The organism is Nocardiopsis sp. iso_238 (assembly GCF_056173325.1).
This window is the reverse complement of the sequence record NZ_CM149668.1, coordinates 4,623,104-4,648,138: the sequence shown is the minus strand read 5'-3', so window position 1 is coordinate 4,648,138 and position 25,035 is coordinate 4,623,104. Positions and strand designations below refer to the sequence as shown.

The window sequence follows — 25,035 nt, the reverse complement described above, 5'->3', positions numbered from 1 at the left end:
GGGAAGTACAGAACTGGCACGCGACCTCCTTGGTTCTCAGCGGGGCGGGTGAAGGGCTTCGTAGTCCCGCAACGCGGTGACGGTGGCCCGCGCGGTGGTGCGTGGGTCTCGTACTTCGTGCAGGTGGAAGGTGTGACCCGCCTCGCCGCCCCGCCCCTGGGAGATACGGACCAGGGCTTCGGACTGGCGGTGGGTGAGCACGGCTTCGGGCTTCCCGGAGGCGTTGCGCACGGCGGTGCGCCCAGGCGGGAGCCAGCCGCCCGAGTCATAGAGGTGCTCGTCCTCGCCCGCGCGCAGCAGTCGGGTCAGCGGATGGGTGATCGCCTCGGAGGTGAACTCCCGGTCCTGCTGCCAGATGCCACCCGATGCCATGCGCTTGGGGCGCATGAACTTTTCTGCGCGAGAGGCGTAGGTGAAGGAACGACGAACCGCGTTACTTTCGTTTCCGCCGATCGTTTTTCCATAGCCCTCGTAGACATTGATATGCCCCCAATTTCCGGGGCCGCGCCCACGGTAAACAGCCAAGTCGCCCGGTCGGGCGTTAGCTGCCCCGCGAACTGATTCCATGGATGAGTCAGCGAACGACGAGACTGCTGCGGAACGGATTCCGTGATAGGCGTCCTGTGCGCGAACCTGTTTGATGATTTCAGACACGAACATGGCGCACCATGGTTGGCCAGCCATGTTAAAAGCTCGCGTGAAATCATTCGGGTTCCCGGACTTGCCGATATGGCCAGCCGCTGCTTCCGCGACCGCTTTCCCGGTGCCGCCCATCTTGGGTCCGATGGTGGTCCGAAGCCATTCCACGAGATGATCGAGGATGGAGCTCGGAACACCGATCATGGCCTGCGCCCACGTGCCCTGGGTGAAGCGTCCCCTCATAGTCTCGACCAGGGGGTCCAGGACCCTGCGTGCTGCTCCGGCCAGGCCGTCGCCATCGAAGATGGAGGAGAGGCCGGAAGCGAACCCGCCGATGGCGTTGAAGATGCCTCCGCTAGAGAACGCCTGGTGAGTCGCACCGCTCATCAGAGAGCGGACACCGGCCGCGCCCCTGCTGCGGGCAACACTGTTCATCATGGCGACGAACTGCGGCCCGACCGCGCGCGTCCACTCCGGACGCATCACCGACTCGCCTCCGGAGAGCTCCAAGAGCCCGCCTGTAGGGGAGGCGAAGAGGTGCACATCGCGCCCGGGTGTGTAGCCCGGCATGATTCCACCAGTCGCAAAAGAATAGCTCGGAAGCGTATTCATATCGACCAGGTCGGCTACGGCGTTCCAGACGCGGCGAATTCCACGGTTATAAACGCTATTGACGATGAATTCGACGGGCTTCCGGGTAATGCTCCGAAGCTGATTCCAGGCCGTCCGGATGCCATTACGGGCGACCTCGAACGCGCGCTTCACATTGTCGACACCCTTGCGCAGAGCATCGAAGCACGGCCGGATTCCGTTCTGCCAGACAGAAGAAATGACCGACCGGATACCGTTCATGACCGGCGTGACGATGTTGTCGCGCAGCCACGTGAAGACCGGGCCTAGGGTTCCGCGAATCCACGACCGGATTCCGTCGAGCGCGGAACGCCAAGCTGAACTCGCTCGGGAGATCGTGTTCGAGACGGTCGTGAAGACCGGCTGGACGACACGATCACGCAGCCACGTGAAGACCGCAGAGAACGCCCCACGGATGAACGCGATCGCGGCTGCGAAGGCCGCCTTCGTGGTGTTCCACCACCACTGGGCTCCCTCAACCAGGAAGCCGAGGACCGGCGAGACCGCAGCCGACCACAGCCACGTGAAGGCCCCGCTCAGCAGGGACAGGCCCGCCTGAACGGCTAGCCAGGTCGGCTGGAGGACCGAGGTCCACAGCCACATCGCCCCGGCAGCGATGCCCTCCCATGCGGGCTGGAATGCGCTTTGCCACAGCCAGGTCGCCGTTGCGGCGACAAGCTGGAAGGCAAGGTAGAGCGGGGTGATGAGTACCGTCGAGATGACGGTGAACAGCAAACGGGAGCCGAACGAAATGGCATCCCATGCCGGGGAGATCGCCTTCTCCCATAACCAGACCGCCGCTTCACCGGCTCCACGGAAGCCGCCCATGATCCCTCCGAGGAGGGGCCCTAGGGCGTTTTCCCACAGCCAGGTTGCGCCGTCTCCGATGAGGGATAGACCATTCCTCAGGGCATCAAACGCAGGCTTGAGTCCCTTCTGCCAGATCGCGGACGCCGCCCCCTTGATGGAAGCGGCGGCAGCATCGACGCGTTCGCGAAATCCGTCAAAGTTCTTGTAGGCATAGATGACGCCAGCGATGAGCGCCGCGATCCCGATAATGAGCAGCGGAATTCCGGTGGCATTCACTGCCGCAGCGAGCCCCCAGGTGACAGCCGCCCAAATGCCCTTGGCAGCGGAAATGGCCACGATCGCAGCAGTGGCCGCACCCAAGGAGACACCGAGGAGGCGCACAACCGCCTCGTTCTCGCCCATCCACGACGCGGCCTCCTTCAGTGCCCGACCCAGTGGATCGAGCACTAGGAGCACGCTGGCAAGGGCGGGGAGGAAGGTCTGGGCGAAGGTCTGCGCAGCTGGGGCCAGCGATGTACCAAACTCGCGAACGCCGACTACGAGGCCGGTGAAACCGTCGATGATTCCCGCGTCGCCCAGGTGCGAGCGCACGTCACCCAGCAGGCCGGGCAAGAGATCGAAGCCGCCTGCGATCGCTCCCGCGATACCCAGCATGGTTGGTGTGAGCTTGTCCACCAGCGGAACGACTTCAGTAGCCAGGCCGTTGACGACCGTGTTCTTGATGGTGGACCAAGCGCCCGAAAAGGTGTTTCCAACATTCTCGGCACCCTCGATCAGAGCTGGGAACCAGGTGCCGTGTTCACCATCGAGTGCCTGAAGTACTTCCTCCAGGCCAATCGCTCCATCAGAGGCCATCTTCTGAGCCTCGGGAATGTCGACCCCGAGCACATCTGAAAGCGCGTCGTAAATCGGAATTCCGGCATCGGAGATCTGATTCAACGTGTCCATTTGGAATGCGCCTGCGTTTACGCCACTTGTCATGGCGGCGAACGCGCGGGACATGCCTTCCGCGCCGGTTCCCGACGCAGTGGTGGCTGCTTCGAGGTTCTCAAGAATGTCCACCGCAGCGGCACCCTGAACGCCCATGTAGGCCAGGGAGGTCGCACCCTCGCGCATGACGGAGAGATCGAGGTGCGAGAACCGCGCGTCCATCTCCGCCATGAGGTCGTTGACCTCCCTGGCACCACCACCAGCCGCGCCGTACAGCGCGAGCAGGGACGCCTGGGTGGTCTGCGCCGAACTCGCCACGCGAGCGACATCGACCGCCAGCGCCCCGAAGCCCAGGGCGGCGATGGCGGCGGCACCGACAGCACCCATGCGGGTGAGAGCACCGCCCAGCCCGGTCACTTCCGAGCGGGCGTTGCGCACCCATCCCGTCATGGACGTGCCGAGGCCGCGCACACCGTCGCCGACAGCGCGAGCCCCGCGGATCGCCCCTTGGAACACACCGCTCGCGGCGGTCCCCAGGCGGTACATGCGGGTGCCCGACTCCGAAGCCGAGACGCCGACCCCGTGCAGCCCGGCTGAGAGAAGCCGTGATCCGTCGCGGGCCATCGTCACCCCGACCTGTGCTGCCAGGCCCATGGAGTTCAGCGCACCGGCCGCACCGGTCGTCTCCAGGTAGGTGCCACGCAGTCCCGCCGTCAAGCCCTTGACCGCACGGTCCAGCGGCCGGATCGAGGAGGCAGCGCGGGCGATCTGCTGGCCGGTGCGGTTGAGCGTGGCGCCCACCCCGCCGAGGGAAGAGGTGAACCCCCGCGAGACCGCCCGCCCCATCTGTCGTCCGCCCTGGGTTCCGGCCTCGGTCAGTCCACGGCGCACCTGGCGTCCCACGCTGCGGTGGAAGTCCGAGAAGCTGGGAACGACCTGCACGAAACCGGTTCCGACCTGCTCCACATCCACCGCCTCTCAAGTCACTGTGCGGAATCGGGGGTGCGCCGCAGTTCGGCCAGGACGCGACGCCGTTCACTGATGCGGTCCAGCAGGTCTGTGTGCCGACGCGCCGAGGCGCGCTCGCGGGCCCGGTCCAGCGCCGTCTCGGGTCGCGGGGCCGGGGGAATCTTCGGAGGGGTCTGACCAGCAGCGGCGATGATGGCGGCCAGGACCTCTCCGAGTCGGTCCAGCAGCTTGTCGAGCCTTCGCGCTTCCGGAGTCTGATCGGTAATCGGAGGCGAGACTTGTTCGTCGAGGTCGCCTTGGGCGAGCAGTTGCTCGGCCAGGTCATCGTCCTGGGCCTGGGCGGCGGCCACGCGTGAGTGGGAGGGGAGGCCGTCGATGTAGCCGAGCAGCTCCAGAGGGCCGATCCGGTCTCGGTAGAAGTCGGCGAGCATCACGCCGTAGTGCTCAGCCAGGTCGCAGCGGATCGCCTCGTGGTAGCGCTCCAGGAGGGCTACGAGGCGTCGGATTCCCCCTGGTCACCCAGGTTGAAGTGGGCCTGGATGTCCTTGATGAGCGGGTTCAGCACGCCCGAGGGTGCCTCTCCGATGGCGTCGATGAACTCCTCGAAGACCTCATCGCCCACCAGGATCTTCAGGCTCGCCTCCACATCGGAGGTGTCGAGCTTGGCGGCCTCGAAGATCCGATCGACGGTTGGCGCGTTGATGGTCAGGACGGTCTCGTCGTCCAGGCGCAGGGGGAAGGGCTCCCGCTTGGCCTCACGGATGTAGGACCGGAGGTCGTAGGTGGGTGGGGACGACTTCCCGTTGCGCTTCTTCTTCGGCATCTACTTGTCCTTCTGTTCGGAGGAGGTGGCGGTCATGGCGACGGGTACGCGGGGTCGCCAGCCGTCAGCGGCGAGGCGCACCCGCTCGGCTGGGGTGCGCGCCAGGCGGAGGCGGCCCTCCTGGGCCGGGTGCCACATCTGGACCGGGGTGAACTCTTCGGTCACTAGCCCTCGCTCTCAAGTTCGAGGTCGATTTGGGCTGGGGAAACAGCGAGGGCTTCGGCCTCAGTCTCGGAGACGGTGACCTCAGCGGTCCCTGACAGCCCGGAGTGTGTGGCGGTGATCTGGCACTGGCCCGCACCCACGGCAAGGACGAGGCCCGAGGCGCTGACCTCGGCGATCGCCTCGTCCGAACTGGCCCATTCGGCGTCTTCGGTCACGTCCTCGGTGCTGTCGTCGCTGAAGCGCAGGGCTGCGCTGCACTGCTGAGTGGGCATCTCTTTCCTTTCACGTCAAAGGGTCTTGAATTGGGTCGGTGCTATCGCGAGAGCTGCAACGAGGAAGGGTTGACCGCCAGCGAGGAAGCGTTCACGCCTTCCCGGGGAATTCCCATCTTCTCCAGTAGGGCAGTCCAGCCGGGGCCCGCGAAGAACCAGCGCTCCGAAAAACCAAGAGAACTGTCGGTGAAGCCCGTTAGTGTCACGGGCCAAGAGAGTGGGTCGTCCCCGCTCTGAAACGCCTGTTGTTCCTTCGCGGTGACCTTGCACCTGGGCAAGTGGCGCGCGATGTAGATTTCTCCCTCGTCGGCCAGATCCACACCTAGGACCAGTGCCCGGTAGTAGCGGGGAGAAGGGCGCGATGGCTTGTCGATGACCACCTCGCCGGACCGGGACGCGCGGATGGAGTCGAGCGCAACTCCGGTGTACAGGCCGATGGTTCGGAGATTAGTCTCCTGAGCGGACACCTGGAGCTGTGTCGAATCGGAAATGATGTCCGACCGCGTCGGTTCCACAGAACCCCACGATGTCACGTCCGAAGTCTCGGTCTCGGCTGTGAACTGAGAGCCGTCTCCGGACAGGTGGCCGAGATCCCCATAATCCTCCGGAGGGGGTTCTAGGAGACCATCCTCCGGGCTTGTCAAGGTGTCGATATGTGGGGCGCTGATGGGAGCTAGAAAAACACTGCCATCCAACATCTTCCGGATGAGCTCGGACTGCTTGTTCTTCAGCTCATCGTAGGAAATACCCAAAAGGGTCCTCCATGGGAAATAAAAAGAGCCCATCCTGGGCGTAATGCCCCGTGGGCTCGAAAAGGAAAAGAGGGAGGGTGTTTAGAGACGGCGGGCGGAGACCCGGTACAGGGCAGCCCAGCGTCGAACCCGGCGCGGATCGGCGGTGGGTTGCTCATGGGGGCCGACCTCGGTGACGACCTGGTCGATGCCGCCGTGGAGCGTTCGATGACGCCCGGGAAGAAGACGGGCACGCGCCCGTTCGGCCAGGCCCAAGGCCTCGGCCCGGGTGGAGGAGTAAACGACGACCTCCACCCGGGCTGTGTCGGTCACCCCATCATCGGACCCCCCGACGCGGGTGACACGGATCAGAGGCAGGTCTATGGGTAGACCATGGACCACCGAGACCACTTCTCGGCCTGGGGTGAGCGGGGCCAGGACCCAGGCCACGGTCTCCTCAGCGTCGGGCCAGGTCACCGGTCCGCCGCCTCGATCGCGTCGACCGCCGCGTGCAGCAGCGGTGCCGGTCCGATCACGTGCGCGGCGGCCCGGTCCGACCAGGAGCCGGTTCCCGAACCACCGTCGCGGGTGGAGATCTCCCCGCGCTGATCTGGCGCCGCCGTGCGTGCGGCGTCCGCACCCGCCTCGGCCCGCAGACGGAGCAGCTTCCGCATCTGCGGAGTGTCGAACAGCGCGGCGGTGCCCTTCTCGTCCATCTCGTAGCGGACCTTGGACATCACACCCCCCGAACCTCGCGCAGACGCGCCTCGATGTGATGCGGGTGGCCAGTCAGGGTGTCCCGTTCGAAGGGACGACCGACCACCCGGAACTCCTCGTCACGGAACACCACGCGTCCGCCTTCATGGACAGGGGCGCCAGGCGGGGCGAACAACCGCGCGGTGACGGTGACCGTGCCCTCCGGAGTCTGGAAGGACTCCTCGGTTGAGAGGAACTGAAGGTGACACCCCGGAACAGCGACGTGCTCGACCTGGTCCAGCGGGTCACCGTGCCGGTCCAGGCGGACCGGCCCCGCGATCAGCACGATGTGCCCGCCCAAGCGGATCATCCGTCCTCCATCAGGCCAGCTTCCACCAGAGCGTCCACGAGGTCCTGGGCGAAGGATTCCGCGTCCGGATCGACCGCGGCTGCTGGGGCGAAGGTACCGGCCGGACCTTCAGGTCCTTCAGGTCCTTCCGGGCCACGAGGACCCTCCGAACCAGCAGGACCACGTTCACCCGGGGGGCCGAGAAGAACCATCAGCTCTACCCAGGCCCCGTTCTGGTTCTGGTGTAGAGCGCCAGAACCGGTGTCGAGGAAGACGTCGCCTGGCATCCCGCCGTCCGGGTCACCGTCACCGGCCAGGAACCTCATGCCGCCTCCACTCGCACCGATCGGGATCGGGTGATTCGGGCCGACCGGGATCGGCCGCCCCTGTTCGTCCAGCACGGAGATCACCGGGCCGGACACATACCTGGTCAACGGGCACCTCCTACGTGGCGGAGACCGGGGTCGGAGACCTCGACGGTGTACGCACTCCGGGCAGGGCAGCGAGCGGTGAGGGCGGCCAGCTCGTGTTCGGACACGAACAGGCCGCCCCGGTCGTCGTAGCTCTCCTGCACATCACCCACACGCCGGGACGTCAGACCACCCGGGTTGGTGTGAGCGCGCCGCGCGACCTTGATCAGGACCGCCCGCGCCACCGCCACGTCGGGCACACACCCGGCTGGCAAAAGCGCCTGGATGAACGCCTGAGCGTCTTCCAACAGCGCCGTGATCTGGTCACGGTTCTCCGCCGTGAGGCCGACCCCGGTACGCCGGGCGAACTCTTCGGCAGTGGCCCACACGGCTACTCCAACACGGTCGCGGAGAACGCGGCGTTGGGCCGTCCGAGGATCGGCAGGCTCACGGCGTTGCTCCTGGTCCAGAGGTTGAGCGGGTCCTGCTGCCGGTAGGTCCCGACCACGATCCCCGGCTCGGCGCCGTCCTCGATGCCGTAATCAGCCGACATCGCCTCCAGAGTCGGGCCCCACAAGGTGTGGCCCAGGTCAGAGTCCGGGAGCATCAGCACCCGGGAGGCGGGCAGCACCTGGTGGGCCTGGCCGTCCACTTCCATCTGCGCGTCGTAGGTCGAGAGGCTCGGCAGCCCGAAGGCGTTCAGGGCGGTGTCGAGTTGGGTGTGGGAGACGAAGCTCGGAGCGCTGTTGACCTGGCCTCCGTAGATCGCTGCCCTGACCTCTTCGTTGCGCAGTAGCAGGCCCATGGAGCGACGTGAGGCGAGCAGGACGCTCGGGGAGGCGCCGTTGATCCGCGCGTAGTCCTCGGCCCAGTCGATTAGGTCCGAGAGCGGCGTTGCCCCCGGCTGGTCCCACGGCGTGCTCGCGGTGGGAGCCATCTCCGCACGGCGACCGAAGTCCACCTCCACACCCAGTTCGCGCAGCCGAACCTTGCCGTGGACCAGGGCATCGGCGCGAGCCAGCTCCACACGGGCTGCCGTCTCGCGCACCAGGGTGATGGTGTCGCGCTGGATGAGCGAGGTGACGCGCTCCTCCTGGCGGCGCTGCATGAGCTGCGCGTACTCGGCCAGCGGGATCTTCCGACTGATCGGCGGGATCTCGCCCATGGCCTTGCGCAGGCCCGCCCGGGAGGTGATCGGAGCTTCGGTGTCCCAGGCCCGGTACTCACCGGCCTTGGTCAGCCCCGCCGTGCTCCCCAGCTCGATCGAGTAGAAGATGTCATCGGTCTCCAGATCCGGAAGGAAGGACCGGAGCCGGAACTGGTTCGCGTCCAGATCAGCCAGAGCCTCGCGGGCGAAGCCCGTCAGCTCGGCCGGGGAGATGAATTCGTGGGTGAGCAACATCAGGCTTCACTCCCGACTCCGGGACGCGTGTAGAAGATGATGCGTCCCTGCACGTGGCTGAAGGCATCCTCAGAGAGTGCGACCGGCAGCCGGTCGGGACGGACCTTGCCGTGCTCGAACAGAGCACCGATGATTGGCTGATCGGATGACTTCGGGCCTGGCAGAGACGACAGCAGGAACCCTGCGAGCACCTCCAGGCCGTTCTCGGCCTCGGGGTCGTACTGCCCGTACAGGCCCGTCGCCGTGACGCGGCCCAGGGGCAGCCCGGAGGGAATCCACACGTGGCGATTACTGGTGGGGATGTGTTCGGGGGAGAGGGTGACGGTGCGCGCGGAGTCGGTGCCGTGCTCGCTGCCGAGCCAGGACTGGTCCTCGGCTCCGTACACCTCAGTCTTGAGGGAAAGGTCCACTAATCTCGCTTCCTATAGGCCGCGTACAGGTCGCGGCCCGCGCTGGTGGTGGGGTTGGTGGAGGGTGGTGTGCGGTAGCCCTGTTCCAGGTCCGGGGCACCTTGTTCCTGCGGTGCGCCCCCTGTCGGGGCGGCGGGCAGGAGGGACTCGACTCGCGCGGTGATCGCGACGGCGTCGGGCTCACCGGCTTCGGTGATGTACCGGTCTAGGCGCAGGTCCTGCACGAGTTCGTCCAGGCCCGGAACGCGCCCTGCGGCCACGGCTCGAAACTCCGCCGCGACCAGCAGGTCGCGGTAGCGGTCCGCGGCGGCCTGCTCGCCCTGAGCGCGCGCCGCTTCCAGAGCCTTCTCCTGGTCGGACAACTGTGCGTTGCGGAGTTCGGTCAGGTCGGTCTCGGCCTGGCGCAGCCGCTTGAGTTCGTCCGCGCTGGGCAGCTTCTTGAGCTGGTCTTCCTTCTTGCGCAGGTGGAACTGGTAGTAGGCAGCCTTCTGGGCCTCGGCCATCTCCGCGACCGGGACACCCTCGGGAAACCCCTTGTTGGGGCTGGTCGACGCCTTGGGATCGTCGTTCCCGGAAGTGGGCTCGGTGTTCTCAGGCATGGTTCTCCCCTGTCGGGATCGGAAGGTGGAGTCCGCGCCCCTGGCGGGTACGGACATGGAAAAGGCCCGCCAGAGCGGGCCATGTCGGGTTCTAAAGTCGATTCATGTCTAGACCTGGGCGTGGCCGGTGTGGTTGTGGTGCCGCACCGTCAGCACGGGCCCGAGTTCACCGTGTTCACGAACGACCACCAGGTCCCGGTAGGTCACGCCGCGCGAGTCTTCCCCCAGGTCGCGGTCGATGGCGTCGTGTACCTGGTCGAGGAGGTCTTGGTCCAGGACCTGCCCGGTCTCGCCCACGACTTCCTCGACCCCGCAGTCGCACCCGGTGTGCAGGGGCATCAGCTCCCTCTTGCCGTACAGCTGGGTTGAGGCGATCAGGCACAGAGCGCAGGTTTCGGACCCTTCGGGTGTGCGCCGGTACCCGGTAACCCGGTCATCAGCTGAGAGAACCGACCGAGCGGCGTGGGTCTTCGTCAGCTGGAGGTCGGTCAACGCGAGGTTCTCCAGCCGGTCCGCGCCGTGCTTGACCGCCGTCTCCAAGGGAATCCCGTGGGACAGGTCCGTCCACACTTGAGCGAAGGGGCGCCGGTACACCTGCTCGGGTGGGACTCCGCGCACTGCGGCCGCGGCTTCGACTCCGATCGCGCGAGGCGATTCACCGAAGCGGTCCGCGATGCGTTGGGAGAGGTAGGCATCGGTCAGCCAGGCCATCGCTTCCTGAGAGCCCAGGATCATTGGCAGAGCCCGGTCAAGGAAGGTGTCCAGGTCCGCCTGCCGCCAGGAACCGGGGCCCAGGAACAGCGGTAGCAGCGCCTCCAGCAGGGCTTCGCGAAGCCGCTTCGTCGTAGAGGTGTACTCCACGCGCAGCGCGGACCGGTCCCGCTCACTCATCCGCCACCATGGTGCTCTCGCCCCGGGGCCGGTTGCCGAGGGCGGCGGCCAGGAGCTGGTCTCCTGCTGACTGTGAGGTGATCCGCTTGACTCGTGCGGGGGGCTCGTCCATATCCTCAGCGATCACCGAGAGCGGGTAACCCAGCGACTTCTTCTTGATCGCGGCGTCCACGACGACGGCCGGGTTGAGTTGGCGCGGGTCGCGCCACCGCACTTCGGCTTCGGTCAGGTCTCGTTCCTCCTGGGCGATGAGACCCGCGAGCCGGTTCACCATCTCCCAGGACTCCCCGAAGTTCGCGATGTGCTCGTTGACCTTCGCGATGTGCTGGAGGTCGAGCGCGGTCACCGTGTCCGCCGAGATGTTCACCAGCGAGGACAGCCAGTAGTAGGCGGGCGTCGAAGTGACCAGGAGCGCCGAGACGATATCGGCCTCGTGCTCCTTCAGGAACATCGTGAGGTCGATCTGGGAGAACTCCCCGAACTCGGTGTCCTTGCCTTCCGAGGCCCACACGGTGTCCGGGCCCGGGGTGAAGGGCTGCTCCACACGGGGCTGCCCGGTCACAGGGTCCAGGACCTCCAGCCCAGTCGCCGGGTCAATCGACCTGGTGAACTTGTGCCCCTTGACCCACTTCTGCTTGTACGCGGAGTAACGGCCGGCCGTCATCCTGTTCAAGATGGACAGGTTCAGCCGCTCCTGGATGCCCATCGCCTGCGCGAACTCCGGCTCCGGGGCCTCCCCGAGCTGGGGCATACAGGAGAACGGCACGATCGTCACCGCACCCCACGGGTTCTCCCGAACCCCGGGGCGGTCGTCGTAGCGGACCCGCCAGGACTCCAGACCCCAGGGCATCTTCTGCCGGGAGGAGAGCGGCTTGCTCGTCTCGTACCGGACGATCCAGTTCGGGGTCTGCACGACCGCGCGGCCCACACCCTCGATGTCGTCGTGCCAGGCTCGCAGCGCCGCGATGACGTCGCCGGTGGCCGGGTCGCGTTCCAGGATGGTGGTGCGCGCGTGGTCCAGAGTGATGAGGGGCCGGCGTTCGTCTTGGGGGTGGGGGCCGACGACGACGTAGGCCACCGACTGCGACAGAGCCGACCGGTACAGCTGCTTCTGCCTCGCGGGGAGCCGGTTCTGCTTCCACCACCGCCATGCCGACTCGTCCAGCTCCCCCTCGGGGGTCGCCAGACCGGTCACGGCCATCCGGTTCACGCTGCTGTTCGTGATCAACTGGCAGATGTTCGTCCGTGCGATCTCCTGGAAACGGCGGTGAGCGTCCTTGAGGCCCTTCGGGGGAACCGGTAGAGGCGCTTCCCCTTGGAAGAAGCTGCGCCACTCACCGAGCTGGCCCTGCCGATCGCGCAGGCGGCGCCCCAGACGAAGAAGCCACCAGTCCGGGGTCAGCGGGGTCTCATCGAGCACGCGAACCCCCTCTCAGAAGGACCAACCGCCCATCGCGGTCGGGGTGGCGTTCACGCCTCGGGCGATGCAGTCCATCCGCGCCGCGTAGGCGAGGATCATCGCGACCAAGGCGTCGATCTTGTTCGAGCTGCCGGAGAACTCCTTGGCGACACTGATCCCGGACTGGCCCAGGACCCTCCGGCGCGCGTTAAGGACATGGCGGGTCAGGGCCAGGTCGCCGTTGTGGGAGACCTCGTGCTGGCGCACGGCCTCCTCGAAGCGGGACACGGCGGCGACCATGAGCCGATGTCGGTTGGTCCACCAGTGGAAGGGGCGATCCGCAGTGGCGCGCACGTGGACCTGGTCGCCGTAGGCGGCGGCCCACCGGTCCACGTAGTCCTGCCAGTGCGCGGGGTCGCAGTACATGGCCGCGACCTCGAACCGGGAGAACGCGGCGGTGACGGCCGCGTTCACCTCGACGCCGGGGACCGACCAGCCTTCCCCTGGGGGGCCTTCCGGCTTCTCCCACAGGCCCAGCAGTTCGGTGTGACCGTCCGAGACCCGGCAGGCCACAAGCGCGGTGCTGTCGTTGCGGATCGCGCCATCGAAGCCGAGCGTGACCATGTCGCCATCAGCAAGAGCACGGTCCTCGCGCTGGCAGGAACCCCATTCGGGTTGCGAGAGGTAGCTCGTCTGGGCGTGGGTGACCTGGTTGAGGAAGTCGGCCCGCGCGGTCTGGGGATCGGTTGAGGAGTCCATGATCGTGCCGATCAGGGCACCAAGGTCCACGTGGCCGCCGTTGACGTCCGCCGAGTCGCCGTACACGTAGGCCAGGGCCTGTCGGAGCTCGTCACGGTCGTAGAGGTTGGTGTCCGCTGGGGCCTCGCGGGTGTCGTAGAACATCCCGCCGTCGAGGGCCTTGCCTTCGAGGATGCGGTGCCAGTCCCGCGCGGACATCTCCGCGACGCTGCCCTCACCAGGGGTGTAGGCGTTGGGGGACTCCAACGTGGTGCCACCGGTCTTCGCGGCGTTGATCCGAATCGTCTCGGCCAACTTGGTGCCACGGTTGGACTTGACCCACTCCTCGGACTGGTCCAGGACCGCGAAAATCGGCCGGTTGCCCTTGATCGTGCGAGCCGAGGAGGTGATCGGCTCGATCCTGCCCGCCCGGGGCAGGTTGACGAACCCCTCCAACGGCTCCAGGCCGGGGTAGGCATCCAGCACCGGTCCCTGGAGCATCTCCAACAAGGGAGACCAGGTGTTCTTCGTTTGCGCCTCAGACACGGCCGCGATCTGCACCAGCGGCGTGCGCACCTCGGACCAGGGCATCCCGACCGGCTGCCCTGCGGCGTCCCACCCGTCCGGGTACACCGGAGCGAGCGCCTCCACGATGGAGATCGCCGCCAACAAGGGGGACTTTCCCCAGCCGCGAGGACGGCAGAGCACCGCACGCCGGTACCGGCGCCTCCCCGTTCGCGGATCGAGCTCGTAGAACCGGAGGACGAACTCCTCCTGCTCCGGATAGAGCTGGAAGGGCTGATACTGGGCTCGATCGGGGGCGGCGAGCATCTCGCTGATCCAGTCGATCACCGCGTACCCCAGGGTCGGAACCTCACCGGGAACAGTGGGCTTCCAGGGAATGGGGCACCCCCTGGTCAGGCTTCGTCGGCGTCCTTCTGCTTCGCGGGCATCTCACGGACAACGCCCATGTGGGCTCCTCGGCGTTCGCGCGCGGACTTGCCCGTGCTGGCGGGGCGTTTGGCGTCAGCCTCGTCGGCCGCAGCGAACTGCATCCTCAGCCTCGCCCTGTCCTCGACCGTCGCGCCGAACTTGGACACCCGCAGCCTCAGCTCGGAAGCCACCGAGGTCTCCCCGGACCAGAGCCGGGCGTGCAGCAGAGCGGTGTCCAGGAGGAACTCCCAGTCCGTGCTGCTGAAGTGCTCGGCCTGGGCGCTTTTACGCCATCGGTCCCACCACTCGCGGGTGCGCTCGGGCCACTGGTACTCGACCAGCTCGTCACCCTCATGGACCCGGAAGTCGGGGAGCTCGGGAGGCTCGGAGTGCTCAGACCGCAACAGCGTCTGGGGAGCGGCCTCGGTGTTGCGTCGTGCTCGACGCCCGGGGCCTTTCGGGGCGGGCCCGCGACCGGCCATGGAGGTCACCTCCCGAAGGTCAGAAGTCGGACGCGCTCAGGTCCGCGAGGATGTTCGGCGCGCTCTGATGGGGGAGCCCGGTCACGGGCGCGACCCGGTCGGCCGCGAGGACCTCGACGTCGAAGCTGGGCCTGCGGGCTCGTCGGGCAGCGATCTCTCCCGTACCCCACACACGGGTCGTGGAGGGAGTCGCCTCGGCGTAGGTGGGAGGGAGCTGGTCCAGGACGAGGTTGGTCTGGCCACGCACGAGCAGGCACACGAAGCCCGAGCCGACGACGAAGCCGAGTTCACCGATCGAGGACCGGCTGGCCTTCGCGTAGGTGGTCCAGGTGCCGGGGGTCGCGGCCCGTCCCTGCGGAGTCATCGCGATGCCCGCTCGGGTCAGGCGAACCCAACGCCGGGCGGCACGCATGGAGGAAGGGATGGGGGAGAGGTCGGCGTCCTTCTTGCGCTGGCGAGCGGCCGCGGCTCGGCAGGCTGGAGAGCAGTAGCGAGCGTGGGCACGGGCAAGAAGAGGGAGCGGGCGAGGGCAGTGGGAACACCGTGGCATGAGTACGCTTTCACGCCGCTGAGCAGCGTGAATATCAACGAGTCAGAGGATGGGGATCTCGGTGAGGGGCTGAGTCGGACCGAGCGGAGAACAACCCGACGAAGTGCGGCAGAAGGGTGCCGGTGGGGCGGTCAGTCGCCCCAAGAAGCACAAGCAGGGCGTCTGACCCCAAAATCCCCAGACTTGTACAAAACGCGAGGCGCCGCACTTTCCCGGGCGGCTGCGAGCCCAGATGGGGGGTGCCCCCGGGTATCTTCAGGAACCATCCCGGCGCTGTAGCCGTCGGAGGGTAAATACTAGGTGCCCGATCTGGGCTGAGGAGGGTCGCTAGCATGGACGGAAAGAATCTCGTTTCCTATGACCCATTTGCTCGCGTTGATTATTCTTTTGATCTTTCCCGGCTGAAGATAGTTCCGCCGATCAGGATCCATGTTGAACCAAATTTAACCCTTGTAATCCTTGATGGTGTAACGTTTGGCCAACTTCATCACGCTTTCAGCTTCAGTGAGGTCTGCAAAGAGGTTTCTGGCTCCAGCGTTGATGGATTCGTGTACACCGCCGAGACCGAAACCGGACCTGAGGTTATCGAGGCTGTTGAGGGCCTGCTGAGCGCGTTCGGGTTTTCGGAATCTGAACGTGATGATCCTCGGTATGGCTCGTACTTCCAGCGTTTCAGGTCATGGATGCAGGACAAGGTGAACTCCCAAGCAGGTGTTGACGCGAGGGAGAAAGCGCAGCGCGCTCTTGAACTTAAGCTCTTGGACAAGGAACAAGCAGGAGTCGACTCTCAGCAGGCCGAGGCCGTCGCACGAGTGATCACCGCACTTGAAAAGACCGAGCGATGTGCCCTACTTGTTGGATCACTCCTGGTCGTTAAGACTCAGGAGGTCCTTGTGGCACGAAACCTCACACAGAGGGAAATGTTGCTACTCAGCATGAACCCTGAGCTCCAGATGCAGCCGGAGAGGCTGTTGGAGTTGCTTCGTCAAGCCCAGAGGGAGAAGGAATGCGAGTCGGTCGCTTCCATGTCTGAGATGGAACGGCACTTCCGAACTGTGATCGAGAAGCGGGCTGGATGACGTGGATGGCAGATTTGTCAGAGCCTCGGTGCAGGGCTCCGCCGGTAGCACTCAGGGGAGCAGCGGAACCAAACAGATCGCCCGTGAGTCTCAGAAGCATGGTCGTTTCCGCTCCCGCTCCGGATCCCGATGATGAACCCGCTGAAGGATCGACAGGTGAAGATGCCCTTGCTGACACCGTCAACCACTACCGGATGTACCTCCAGACCGGCTCAGGCAAGACACTGTCCTTCATCCACACAGCGCTCTGGCTGAGGGGGACGAAAGGGCCTCTGCTACCTCCTCAGCAAGTCGGAACTGTGGATCAACTTGTTGACGAGGCCAGGCGTTCACTACAGGTCGACAGCTCAGGTCAGGAGCTGACACCCATCGAGAGCTTGGAGAAGCAGCGCGAGCTGTTGTCGACGATCGCGGACGAGCTTGTGGGGCAGCGTGAGGATGCTCGGCGAGGTGAAGCGGATGCGCTCGCTCATCAGCGGCGGGCGCTCCGGGTCGCTGCTTGGAGCCTTGGTGTGGCTTCCTTGGCGCTGCTTCCTCCGGTCGTGGAGATCGTGTTGAAGTTGCTCGGGGTGAACCTATAGACGGGGAAGACGTGGCGTCGGGCTGTCCGGCGCCCCACCCTGCCGTTCGTCCTCGAAGAGTCGAAGTCGCCCTTCTGACGGAAGCGTGTCCTCAGAGCTCCGGCGGCCTCCGGTATTATCTATCAACTTCAGTCGCTCCAGTCCCAGGACAACTCAAACCGAAGTGATGATTTTTGTCTAGGTGGCCGAATCGGGCCACATCCTTTCCGGTGGGCCTGTGAGCCTGTTACGTTGATGCTGGTTCTCTGAAATCCTGTGTTCGCGGATTGTTGAGGCTGTGGTCCAGAGCTCCTGTGAAGAGTTTTTAAGGGAAGGTTTTTCTCATGCGGCAATCACTCCCAGGCTTGAGGTACAGGGCGGCAACGGTCTCTTTCGCTGCGGCGCTCGCTGCTCTCATGGCTGTCGCAGTGGGCGCATCACCGGCCTCTGCTGCCCACTGGCGCGGTATCAGTGGCGGAACGTATAGTGACAAGACCTGGTATGTCGGGGCGACTGAGCACATTAAGTCAGGAAATGGAAACATAACGATCCGGTTTTCGCAGATGCCGAGCGGGGGCGGTGGCACGCACGGAATCCGGGCCAGTGTAGCCTTCAATTCCAATGGTCCGTGGATGGCTCCCCAGCACTTCAATGGGAGTGGGGCACTGAATGAGTCCAAGCGCTTGTCCAGTGGAGTTGCCAATGGGACGTCCTTCTGGGTCTCCTACTCACGGCACCACGTCTGCACGTGGTCGTGTAACAACTCCTTCACCGGACAGATCTGGGCTTGACGGTTTTATGGTTCGCGAGATGGTCGGGGCGTAAACCATGACCCGGAACGGCTGATTCTGCCCACGTCCTCACGTAATAGGATTATCTATCAGGATCCGGTGGCCGGATGAATCCAGGATGATCTGCTTGGCCGGGAGAATTGCATGGTTGGAGCAAAAGGTCAACGGGTGAGAAGTCTCTGTCTGGCGTCTCTGTTAGTTCTGCTCTTCGCTGCTTGTGGGCTCGATAAACCCCGCGCCAGCGTTCCCGACCACGGCGAAACGGACTTGTATCTCGACCCGGACGGGGTGGTGGAGGAGTACTTCGACGAGGCTGCGAAATGGGAACTTCCCCCAATGCACGTCTGGCCTGAAGCCCAGGACATCTCTGGCCCACTGATATCGGACGAGCCTGTTTTCTATGAGCAGGGCTACGGCAGGGTTATCGCCGGAAACTTCTGGTTCTGTTCCTGGTCGATTTTTCTGTCCCGGGAGGCCGAAACGGAGGAGGATAGGGCCCTGGCGCTTGACAATCTTCGCGAGGTAGTGGGGTCTTATCGCTACACCGAGGGCATGAGTGCGGATGCCGTTGACTTCACCGACGCCGTGCTGGCTGGTGCCGATGCCGGAGAGAACGACATGCTTGAGAACTTCATTGATCAGAGCTGCAGTTACTGAATGTGCTTCCCCGTGCACGCGGGAACGATCCAGGGTGGGCAGGTACATTGTCGGTCGGATTGTCGGACCTCCGTCGCCATGCCTCCGTGGATTAGAGCAGGCCGGGGTGGGTCTCGCGTGGTCGGCGTGGTGAGAAGCGTGGTTTCGAGGCGTTGGCTTCCTTCGCGGTCTTGCGGTCGTGGTGCCAGGAGCACAGCAACTGCAAGTTTTTCAACCGGTGGTCGTCGCGGTCGCGGATGTGGTCGACGTCCGTGCCGTCCTCCGCGCAGATGCTGCCGTCTCCCATACGCCACTGGCAGAGGCCGTGGTCGCGTTCGATGACCTCGGTGCGCAGGGTGGGCCAGTTCGAGGGGAGGTCCTCACGGCGTCGGGACCCTTCCCAGCCGTTTCCGATGCCTGCCACCCCCGTTGTTGCGTTCTGTAGTTGTGGACTCCTGGGGATTCCGGTACCCCGTCGCGCTGTGTAGTCGGTGCTTAGGAAGAGCGCGCGGTCACCGAGTGGGTGAGACCGACCAGGCCGAGCAGCGAGGCCAGCGCGGACAACGCGGCAGCGCCGACCCATGCCCCGCCGAGCAGGACCAGGTACACGGCCAGCGCGCCGAAGATCAGCGCGACCCCGCTTCCGAGGACCACGGACGGTCCAATCGGCTCGTGGTCCCGCAGGGCCGAGGTGGCGACGCGGATACCGGTCTCGGTCAGGGCGTTGACCGCGCGCTGGCGGGTGAGGGTGTCGGCGTTGGGGACGGTGATGTGCAGGGTGGCCACGAGGGTCTCCAAGGTGGTGGTGTCCTCCGGCGGGCTCAACATCCACACGGGGGAGGGGTGGGGTGGTGGAGCCACACGCCGGAGGACACGTGTGTTGTCCGGCAGGGATCGCAGGCGTTGTGGTGGTGGCGAGAATGCTGCGCCCCACCTGGTGTTGGGTGTTCCTGGTGCCTGCCGGACACGTTTACGGGAGGGCGGAGGCGCGGACGCCGACCGCCCAGAGGAGGTCGCCTTCCCGGAGGAAGGGCAGGGTCTTGGCTTCGTAGTGAGGGTCAAGACGAAGGTCGCCGAGGACGTTGTCGACGGCGGTGTCGAAGCTGTCTTCGGCGTCGATGAGGGACGCGCGGCCTTCCCACCCGGGGGAGTACCAGTGCAGGAGCCGGGTGGGGTCACCGCCGACGCGTACCCCGAGCACGGAGGACGGATTCCCGGCCGCGTTCAGGCCGCGCAGGATCGCGGCGAGCGTCATACCGGAGCCGACCGGGACGACGACCCGTCGTACCCAGGGCAGGCGCGACGCCTGCTCGGACACCTGCTGGAGGTAGGCGGGGTGCTCCATCCCGAAGGGGACGCACGCCCACCCCATCGGGGCGAGGCGCTCGGCGTCGGCCCGGTACCGGGCCCGGATGACGGAGAGCCGTCCGGGACGGTGCCGGAACAGCTCCGCCCCCGCGGCCACGGCCACACTGGTTTCCGGGGTGACCTTGCCCCATCCGGTGTGCAACCGGGCCGGGATGCCCAGGGCGTGGGCGACCAGCGCGGCCCGCTCCAACTGAGGACTGATCCGCGCCCCAGCCGAGAGCAGACCAGCGGCACCATCGGCCACGGAGAACAGGGCGCGCGCCTTCGCCCCCGAAGCACCGCCGCGCGACCAGGCGTCCTCACGCTTGACCAGGACCCCGCCGTGTTCCTCGATCGGAGTGAAGGCGGGGGTGAAGTCGGGGACGGCCTGGGCGCGGGCGAGCAGGGTCGAGGTCATGTCGCTTCCGGGTCGATGATGTGCCGGGTCGCCTTCTTGGCATCGCCCTTGACGAACGTGAGCACATACTGATGGTGGCGGCCCTGCTTCCTGCTCGCCCTCCACTGATTGCCGACGCGCAGGGGGACGGTCCCGAGGACGTTCTGAAGGATCTGGTCGTTGTACAGGTGCATCCCGGCAGCTTCGTGTGCGGCGATCGTCAGCGGGACGAGCCCGCGGATGTTGCCCTTACGGTCGCGCAGGTCGCCCACCACCCAGGTCGCGAACCGGTCATTCTTCAGGGTGCGAGCCGTCTCCGCGATGACGTGGGTGTAGGTGTCCACGAAGTCGTCCCAGTCCATGTTGGACAGGTCGTCGGGGAGATCGGAGTAGACCTCCAGGTCGTGGTACGGCGGGCACGTGAAGGTGTAGTCGAAAGACTCGTCCGGCAGGGTCGGCACGACCTCAGCGGCGTCGCCGGTGATGTACTCGACGGTGCCGTCCTCGATGAAGTTGCGGTCCCGCCAGTCGGTGACCTGGACTTCGTTGGCCTCGACCTGCCGCTGAGACAGGTCCACGCCGAGGTAGTCGTAACCGCCGTGACCGGCGACGAGCCCGCGCACGCTGCCCCCAGCGAACGGGTCGAGGATCTTCCCGTTTGGGGGGACGTACCACTCGTAGCTCACCTCGGCCAGCACAGGGTCGAAGGTGCTCAGGCCGTTGCTGATCTTCATGAGCTGCTGCTTACCGAACGGGGAACTGGTGTCCCAGGTCTTGACGCCCTCGCGTCCGGCCTGGGAATCGAAACCGAGCTCCTGCCAGGCCCTCTTACGGGACTGCCACACGCCTCGGTCGGATCGAAGGATGGAGAAGGGGTAGATGCCGTCCACGTCGATGCGGGGCTTGGCGGTGGTGTCGGGCAGGGTCTGCTGCAAGAAGTGATCCCCCAGGGGAAAGAGGCGTGCGAGGAGAGCGGGTGCCGAGGGGAAGCACCGCAAAGGAGGGTGGGTCAGGCCAGGGCCAGGGGGCGTCGGCGCGCGGCCTGCCGGGTGGCGTGTTCGGCGCGTGCCACGTCCAGGAGACGGAAGCGTGGGCTGCGGCCAACGTAGATGTCGTGGCCGTCCGGGTTCTGAGCGACGGGGAGGTGGCCCCGGTTCTTCCACATGCGCACGGTGGGCACGGTGACTCCGGCTTGTCGTGCTGCCTGCTCGTAGGTCAGTAGCTGGTTGACGTCGAGCAGGTCCACGTGAACACCTCCGCACACGCAAAAACCCCCAACCATTCTGATTGAGGGCATAGTTCGCCTAGACCCCAAACGTAACGCGTTATGCCGTGAGCGCCCAAAGGTGCATGTTCTCTCGGCGTGTCGCGCTTTGGCCCGTGTTTCGAGACTCTGATCCAGGTTCTGGGGCGATTCCGCTGCGAAGGCGGCAGAATCGTTGTATGCGACGCACACAGACGTGGAAAAGCACTGTTTCCGAGCGGGGCGCTCGGGATGCATCCCCGGCGTGCACCGATCACGCCACACGCGTTCAACTCAGGTATCGGTGACCGATGGCCGAGAACCGCGTGAGCGATGTCCGGGGAACCTCCATCCAGGCCCACGTCATCCACGGGCCGGTCACGGTGCACTCCCCGCCCGCCACTTCGGTGCCCGGGTGGGTGGACTCGGCCCTGCCCGTCCACCAGTGTGACGGGGGCGAACTCGGCATCCACAACTCTTTCCCCGGGGCTGATGGCTCGGGGCTGCCTCCCTACGTGACCCGGGAAGTGGACAGAGAACTCGACCGTCGACTGGCCACGGTCGCGGCCTCTTCACGCGGTGGGCTGGTACTGGTGACCGGTGCCTCAACGGCAGGTAAGACCCGTTCACTGGTCGCGGCGCTGGAGCGCACCCTCCCTGACCGGATGTTGGTGGCCCCGCCCGAGGATGCCGATTTGCGCCCCCTCCCTGCCTGGCTCAAAGGCCGGGCCTCTCAGGCACCACAAGGGTGGGTCCTCTGGCTGGACGATTTGGAACGTCACTTGGGTTCCTCGGGGCTCACCTCGTCTCTGGTCACAGAGCTCGGCCAGGTCGGGGCGGTCGTGGCCGCTACTATCCGCCGAAACCACCTAGAGACCCTGCGCCCAAGCACCACAAACCATGCCGTCACCAGGGAATGGGCGGGATACGCGGTACTCAAGACGCAACCGGTTGTTGTCCAACGGCAATGGACTCCACAGGAGCGCGAGTGGGCGCGTGCTAGTGGCGATGATCGTCTGATCCGAGCTGCGGCGGACGAGCAGTTCGGGGTGGCCGAGAAGCTGGCAGCTGGTCCAGCGCTTGAGTCAGTTTGGCTCAGCGGCCCTGAGAGCGGTCACCCGCGCGGCTACGCGCTAGTTGCTGCTGCTGTGAGTCTGTCCGCAGCCGGAGTGCTGAGCCCGTTGACACGAGAGCAGATCCTCGCCTCCCATGGCACCTTTTTGCCCTCCCCCCCGCCTCTACCGGAGAACGTCGAAGATGCCTGGGAGTGGGCCACCCGTCAGCGCAGCGGGCTCGCAGGACTGTTGGTGCCTGCCGACCATGACGGCTACCGCTGGAGAGCATTCGACTACCTCACTACTCAGAGCACCCTGCCCGAAGGGGGGTGGAACGCAGCCTTGAAGACGGCTACTGGCCACGATCGTTTCAACGTCGGAGTCACGGCCTCCAAAGCCGGAAAAATGGACATTGCTGAAGCGGCCTTGAGCCCATTGGCGGAGCAGAGAGACATTCCCGCGATGATCTTCCTTGGCGACGTAATGGAACAGACAGGGCGGTTGGTCGAGGCGGAAACTTGGTATCTAAGGGTTGCTGAGCGGGAGAATGGGCCGGGGATGATCTTCCTCGGACTCCTACTGCGACGTGTCGGGCGGACAGCCGAGGCGGAAGCCTGGTATCTGCGCGCCGTTGAGCTGGGCAGTACCCAAGCGATGTGCCTTCTAGGGGCTTTGGCGATGGAAGTGGGGCGGTCAGCCGAGGCGGAAGCCTGGTATCTGCGCGCCGTTGAACTCGGCAGCAGCAGCGCGATGTTTAGCCTCGGGGTCAAGGAGATGGAAGCGCGGCAGCTACTTGAGGCGGAAACCTGGTTCCTACGCGCTGCCGAACTGGACCACCCCCTGGCGATGTTCAACCTCGGGGTTTTCTCGATGAAGGCAGGGCGGCTGCGGGAGGCGAAATCATGGTACCTGCGCGCAGCCGAGCAAGGGAACACAGCCTCGATGTTCAATCTTGGAGTCCTACTGAAAAGGGCGGGTCGGCTGGTCGAGGCGGAAACATGGTATCTCCGCGCTGCTGAGCAGGGGAGCACAGATGCGATGTTCAACCTTGGGCTGTTGCTCGAAGAAACAAGGCGGTCGAAGGAGGCGGAATCGTGGTTCTTGCGCGCTGCCGAACAGGGGAGTCTCCACGCGATGTGCATTCTTGGGTATCTTTATATACAGGCTGGACGGTTGGTCGACGCGGAAATTTGGTTGCTTCGCGCTGCCGAGCAGGGAAACTCGAATGCGGTGTGTCTTCTCTGGTTCTTGCTGACTGAGCTAGGGCGAGTGGAGGAGGCCAAGACCTGGTTTCCGCAAGCGCTTGAAGAGTGACTTACCCTGGTGTGGCGTGTGGGAAGGCGACCCCCAGTTTCGGGGCGCCAAGGTCGTTCGGCTATGGCACCCCAGCGCCGGTCCTACTTCGGCTGGAACTCTTCCGCGCTCCTGCGGCCCTTCACCTTCGTGTAGCTGATGGTGTCTGTCCACCCGTAGGGGTTATCGGTGAGCCGGTAGATTTTCCTGCCCGGGGTGCCGACGATCGCGCCGATGGTGACGCTCTTCTTGTTGACGCTCTTGACCTCGCACCACGTGGCGCCGATGAGGGCGAAGTCGCCCTTCGTGAAGTCCTCGGGACCGTACAGCTTCGACCCCGCTTCTTGTTGTGCGGCGAGCTGGGTCCGCCAGAACGCGAGTTCCTCTTCCACCTCGGGGCGCTTGGCCAGGAGCTGCTGGCGGTGGTTCTCGTTCCAGGGGTCTTCGATGTCGCGGTCGATGCGGCGCAGTCGAGCTTCGAGGCGGTCGATGCGACGCGCGGTCACGCGCGGGTCGTAGCGCTTGGCCAGGTTCTGTTCCACACCGGCCTTGCGCGAGTTCCAGAAGCCGCTCTTGCGGCCTTCCCGCAGCCCGCGTTCCATCGCGCCATTGATGCGTTCCTGGTCGCGGCGTGCGCGCGGGGCGGAGTGGTGCCCGTTCAGGATCGGCTGGCCGGGCGGGCGGTGCTCGGAGATGTCGGTTCCGCGGTCGAAGGCGGCCCGGGAGCGGCGGCCGGCATTGTTGGCGTAGTCCTCGAAGCGATCGGCGCGCTCCAGGGCGCGGTCGCGTCGCGCTTCTTCACGTTCGGCAAAGGACGGCTGGTCGTTGCTCATCTGGGTGTTCTCCTTGGGTCGTCGGTGAGGGGCGAGTTTCCTGCCCGCCCCGGGGTCGGCTTCTTCAGACCAGGAGCGCTCCGGCTTCGTCTAGCCCTCGTCGGTACTCGATGGCGGCAGTCAGCTCGGCGGACTTGGCCGCGAGGGTCACCGGGAGGTCCTGGTCGTCGGGGGCCCGGTCCATTCGGTCGACGATGCTCTTGATGTGGGTTGCGATGCTGCGGAGGTTCTCCTTGTGGTGGCGTAATGGTCAGAACATGTTTTCTGCGGCTTCGAGTACGTATTCTTCGAGTTCTTTATCGGTGGGGTCCCAGATTTTCGCTTCGTCTACGGGCTCTTCGTCCTCATTGAGGTCGTCTTCGTCGTCGGTGTAGCCGCTGGTCCAGGGAGGGTAGAGTTCTCCGTCTCCGAGGTTGATCTTGTAGCCCTTGGGTGCAATTCGGTTAAATTCGATGGCGAATGCTTCGGTCAGTTCCTTGTCGGGGGTACCTTTGGGGACGAAGATGTCGTTGTTTTCGATGCAGGCATCGATCACGGTGAGGATCGCGTAGCTGATCAGGCCCTCGTCGTAGATGATTCCACTGCGGTTTCGCATATTAGTTCCCTTCTTGGTTATTGCTTCAGCTTGGCTCGGGTGCGGGGGGTGAGCAACCCGAGTCGCTGTGTTTTGGTTAACTCGTTCAGGTGAGTTCGAGGATCATTTCTGATGCGTCTGCGTTGTAGGTGTCGCAGGCGGAAAGGAACGCGAATTCGGCTTCGTGGTAGGCGTCGATGATTGCCAGGCCGTAGGGGGTGCGAAGAAGGTTTCGGCAGGTGCTCAGCTCTTCTCCGAGGAGTACCAGGTGCTGATATTCGTCTTCGGTGAGTTCGTCCAACGTCTTGGAGTCTTCGGTAATCATGTTTCCCCTTCGGTTCGTTCCGTCTGGCTGAGACCTTACGGGAGATATGACCTAGAGCAAGCCGTGGGTATGTG

30 protein-coding genes are annotated in these 25,035 nt (G+C 65.2%); 4 read left to right on the top strand and 26 right to left on the bottom strand.

Translation table 11 applies throughout. The features are described 5' to 3' along the window. Positions 1-36 precede the first annotated feature (36 nt). The 18 genes from AC0VYL_RS21050 to AC0VYL_RS20965 all read right to left on the bottom strand — a co-directional run bounded on the left by AC0VYL_RS21050 (position 37) and on the right by AC0VYL_RS20965 (position 14,642). Positions 37-3,981: a tape measure protein gene (locus AC0VYL_RS21050; RefSeq protein WP_475481271.1), complete on the bottom strand. Its 3,945-nt coding sequence runs from the start codon at positions 3,979-3,981 to the stop codon at positions 37-39. An 11-nt stretch (positions 3,982-3,992) separates the two neighbouring features. Beyond that, positions 3,993-4,412 carry a hypothetical protein gene (locus tag AC0VYL_RS21045; RefSeq protein ID WP_475481270.1) on the bottom strand — a complete coding sequence of 140 codons (420 nt, stop codon included), beginning with the start codon at positions 4,410-4,412 and terminating at the stop codon, positions 3,993-3,995. A 56-nt stretch (positions 4,413-4,468) separates the two neighbouring features. Further along, positions 4,469-4,801 (bottom strand): hypothetical protein, encoded by a 333-nt coding sequence (locus AC0VYL_RS21040; protein ID WP_475481269.1) that lies wholly within the window; start codon positions 4,799-4,801, stop codon positions 4,469-4,471. Further along, positions 4,802-4,966 (bottom strand): hypothetical protein, encoded by a 165-nt coding sequence (locus AC0VYL_RS21035; RefSeq protein ID WP_475481268.1) that lies wholly within the window; start codon positions 4,964-4,966, stop codon positions 4,802-4,804. Further along, complete coding sequence (locus tag AC0VYL_RS21030) at positions 4,966-5,238, bottom strand: Ig-like domain-containing protein (protein ID WP_475481267.1); 273 nt, start codon at positions 5,236-5,238, stop codon at positions 4,966-4,968. Before AC0VYL_RS21030 ends, AC0VYL_RS21035 begins: the two co-directional genes overlap by 1 nt. 41 nt (positions 5,239-5,279) lie before the next feature. Then, positions 5,280-5,990 carry a phage tail tube protein gene (locus AC0VYL_RS21025; RefSeq protein WP_475481266.1) on the bottom strand — a complete coding sequence of 237 codons (711 nt, stop codon included), beginning with the start codon at positions 5,988-5,990 and terminating at the stop codon, positions 5,280-5,282. A gap of 81 nt (positions 5,991-6,071) precedes the next feature. Further along, a complete protein-coding gene (locus tag AC0VYL_RS21020) occupies positions 6,072-6,302 on the bottom strand; it encodes a hypothetical protein (protein ID WP_475481265.1) in 231 nt (76 codons plus the stop codon). 140 nt (positions 6,303-6,442) lie between these two features. Further along, positions 6,443-6,706 (bottom strand): hypothetical protein, encoded by a 264-nt coding sequence (locus AC0VYL_RS21015; protein ID WP_475481264.1) that lies wholly within the window; start codon positions 6,704-6,706, stop codon positions 6,443-6,445. After that, the gene (locus tag AC0VYL_RS21010) at positions 6,706-7,035 is read right to left on the bottom strand and encodes a hypothetical protein (protein WP_475481263.1); all 330 of its coding nucleotides are present in this window, start codon (positions 7,033-7,035) and stop codon (positions 6,706-6,708) included. The genes AC0VYL_RS21015 and AC0VYL_RS21010 overlap by 1 nt, the downstream gene beginning before the upstream one ends. Positions 7,036-7,444: 409 nt before the next feature. Beyond that, a complete protein-coding gene (locus AC0VYL_RS21005) occupies positions 7,445-7,813 on the bottom strand; it encodes a hypothetical protein (protein WP_475481262.1) in 369 nt (122 codons plus the stop codon). A 2-nt stretch (positions 7,814-7,815) separates the two neighbouring features. Beyond that, the gene (locus AC0VYL_RS21000) at positions 7,816-8,826 is read right to left on the bottom strand and encodes a major capsid protein (RefSeq protein ID WP_475481261.1); all 1,011 of its coding nucleotides are present in this window, start codon (positions 8,824-8,826) and stop codon (positions 7,816-7,818) included. Continuing rightward, a complete protein-coding gene (locus AC0VYL_RS20995; protein ID WP_475481260.1) occupies positions 8,826-9,236 on the bottom strand; it encodes a hypothetical protein in 411 nt (136 codons plus the stop codon). Before AC0VYL_RS20995 ends, AC0VYL_RS21000 begins: the two co-directional genes overlap by 1 nt. After that, a complete protein-coding gene (locus tag AC0VYL_RS20990; RefSeq protein ID WP_475481259.1) occupies positions 9,236-9,835 on the bottom strand; it encodes a hypothetical protein in 600 nt (199 codons plus the stop codon). Before AC0VYL_RS20990 ends, AC0VYL_RS20995 begins: the two co-directional genes overlap by 1 nt. Positions 9,836-9,943: 108 nt before the next feature. After that, the gene (locus tag AC0VYL_RS20985; RefSeq protein WP_475481258.1) at positions 9,944-10,726 is read right to left on the bottom strand and encodes a hypothetical protein; all 783 of its coding nucleotides are present in this window, start codon (positions 10,724-10,726) and stop codon (positions 9,944-9,946) included. Next, on the bottom strand, positions 10,719-12,146 hold the full coding sequence (locus AC0VYL_RS20980; RefSeq protein WP_475481257.1) for a phage portal protein: 1,428 nt from the start codon (positions 12,144-12,146) through the stop codon (positions 10,719-10,721). The genes AC0VYL_RS20985 and AC0VYL_RS20980 overlap by 8 nt, the downstream gene beginning before the upstream one ends. Positions 12,147-12,158: 12 nt before the next feature. Continuing rightward, on the bottom strand, positions 12,159-13,715 hold the full coding sequence (locus AC0VYL_RS20975) for a terminase TerL endonuclease subunit (protein WP_475481256.1): 1,557 nt from the start codon (positions 13,713-13,715) through the stop codon (positions 12,159-12,161). A 65-nt stretch (positions 13,716-13,780) separates the two neighbouring features. Next, positions 13,781-14,278 carry a phage terminase small subunit gene (locus AC0VYL_RS20970; RefSeq protein ID WP_475481255.1) on the bottom strand — a complete coding sequence of 166 codons (498 nt, stop codon included), beginning with the start codon at positions 14,276-14,278 and terminating at the stop codon, positions 13,781-13,783. A 19-nt stretch (positions 14,279-14,297) separates the two neighbouring features. After that, positions 14,298-14,642 (bottom strand): hypothetical protein, encoded by a 345-nt coding sequence (locus AC0VYL_RS20965; RefSeq protein ID WP_475481254.1) that lies wholly within the window; start codon positions 14,640-14,642, stop codon positions 14,298-14,300. Between the two features lie 518 nt (positions 14,643-15,160). On the opposite strand from AC0VYL_RS20965, the gene AC0VYL_RS20960 reads away from it, so the two are divergent. The 3 genes from AC0VYL_RS20960 (at position 15,161) to AC0VYL_RS20950 (ending at position 17,915) form a co-directional block, all read left to right on the top strand. Beyond that, entirely contained in the window at positions 15,161-15,907 is a 747-nt protein-coding gene (locus AC0VYL_RS20960; RefSeq protein WP_475481253.1) for a hypothetical protein, read from the top strand. 98 nt (positions 15,908-16,005) lie between these two features. After that, positions 16,006-16,488: a hypothetical protein gene (locus tag AC0VYL_RS20955; protein WP_475481252.1), complete on the top strand. Its 483-nt coding sequence runs from the start codon at positions 16,006-16,008 to the stop codon at positions 16,486-16,488. Positions 16,489-17,426: 938 nt separating this feature from the next. Then, positions 17,427-17,915: a hypothetical protein gene (locus tag AC0VYL_RS20950; protein WP_475481251.1), complete on the top strand. Its 489-nt coding sequence runs from the start codon at positions 17,427-17,429 to the stop codon at positions 17,913-17,915. A 91-nt stretch (positions 17,916-18,006) separates the two neighbouring features. On the opposite strand, the gene AC0VYL_RS20945 is transcribed toward AC0VYL_RS20950, so the two are convergent. From AC0VYL_RS20945 to AC0VYL_RS20925, 5 genes are all read right to left on the bottom strand, one after another. Then, positions 18,007-18,318: an HNH endonuclease gene (locus AC0VYL_RS20945; RefSeq protein ID WP_475481250.1), complete on the bottom strand. Its 312-nt coding sequence runs from the start codon at positions 18,316-18,318 to the stop codon at positions 18,007-18,009. Positions 18,319-18,389: 71 nt separating this feature from the next. Continuing rightward, the gene (locus tag AC0VYL_RS20940; protein ID WP_475481249.1) at positions 18,390-18,722 is read right to left on the bottom strand and encodes a hypothetical protein; all 333 of its coding nucleotides are present in this window, start codon (positions 18,720-18,722) and stop codon (positions 18,390-18,392) included. Between the two features lie 142 nt (positions 18,723-18,864). After that, entirely contained in the window at positions 18,865-19,659 is a 795-nt protein-coding gene (locus tag AC0VYL_RS20935; protein WP_475481248.1) for a pyridoxal-phosphate dependent enzyme, read from the bottom strand. Then, positions 19,656-20,573: a class I SAM-dependent methyltransferase gene (locus AC0VYL_RS20930; RefSeq protein ID WP_475481247.1), complete on the bottom strand. Its 918-nt coding sequence runs from the start codon at positions 20,571-20,573 to the stop codon at positions 19,656-19,658. The genes AC0VYL_RS20935 and AC0VYL_RS20930 overlap by 4 nt, the downstream gene beginning before the upstream one ends. A gap of 74 nt (positions 20,574-20,647) precedes the next feature. Continuing rightward, a complete protein-coding gene (locus AC0VYL_RS20925; protein ID WP_475481246.1) occupies positions 20,648-20,884 on the bottom strand; it encodes a MerR family transcriptional regulator in 237 nt (78 codons plus the stop codon). A 308-nt stretch (positions 20,885-21,192) separates the two neighbouring features. On the opposite strand from AC0VYL_RS20925, the gene AC0VYL_RS20920 reads away from it, so the two are divergent. Then, positions 21,193-23,250, top strand: coding sequence for an SEL1-like repeat protein (locus AC0VYL_RS20920; protein ID WP_475481245.1), 2,058 nt, complete (start codon positions 21,193-21,195; stop codon positions 23,248-23,250). An 83-nt stretch (positions 23,251-23,333) separates the two neighbouring features. Here the strand turns inward: AC0VYL_RS20920 and AC0VYL_RS20915 are convergent, their stop codons facing one another. The 3 genes from AC0VYL_RS20915 to AC0VYL_RS20905 all read right to left on the bottom strand — a co-directional run bounded on the left by AC0VYL_RS20915 (position 23,334) and on the right by AC0VYL_RS20905 (position 24,961). Beyond that, entirely contained in the window at positions 23,334-24,062 is a 729-nt protein-coding gene (locus tag AC0VYL_RS20915) for a DUF3560 domain-containing protein (protein ID WP_475481244.1), read from the bottom strand. Positions 24,063-24,312: 250 nt separating this feature from the next. Beyond that, positions 24,313-24,657, bottom strand: a complete 345-nt coding sequence (locus tag AC0VYL_RS20910) for a hypothetical protein (RefSeq protein WP_475481243.1) — start codon at positions 24,655-24,657, stop codon at positions 24,313-24,315. Between the two features lie 85 nt (positions 24,658-24,742). Then, entirely contained in the window at positions 24,743-24,961 is a 219-nt protein-coding gene (locus AC0VYL_RS20905) for a hypothetical protein (RefSeq protein ID WP_475481242.1), read from the bottom strand. Between the last annotated feature and the right edge of the window lie 74 nt (positions 24,962-25,035).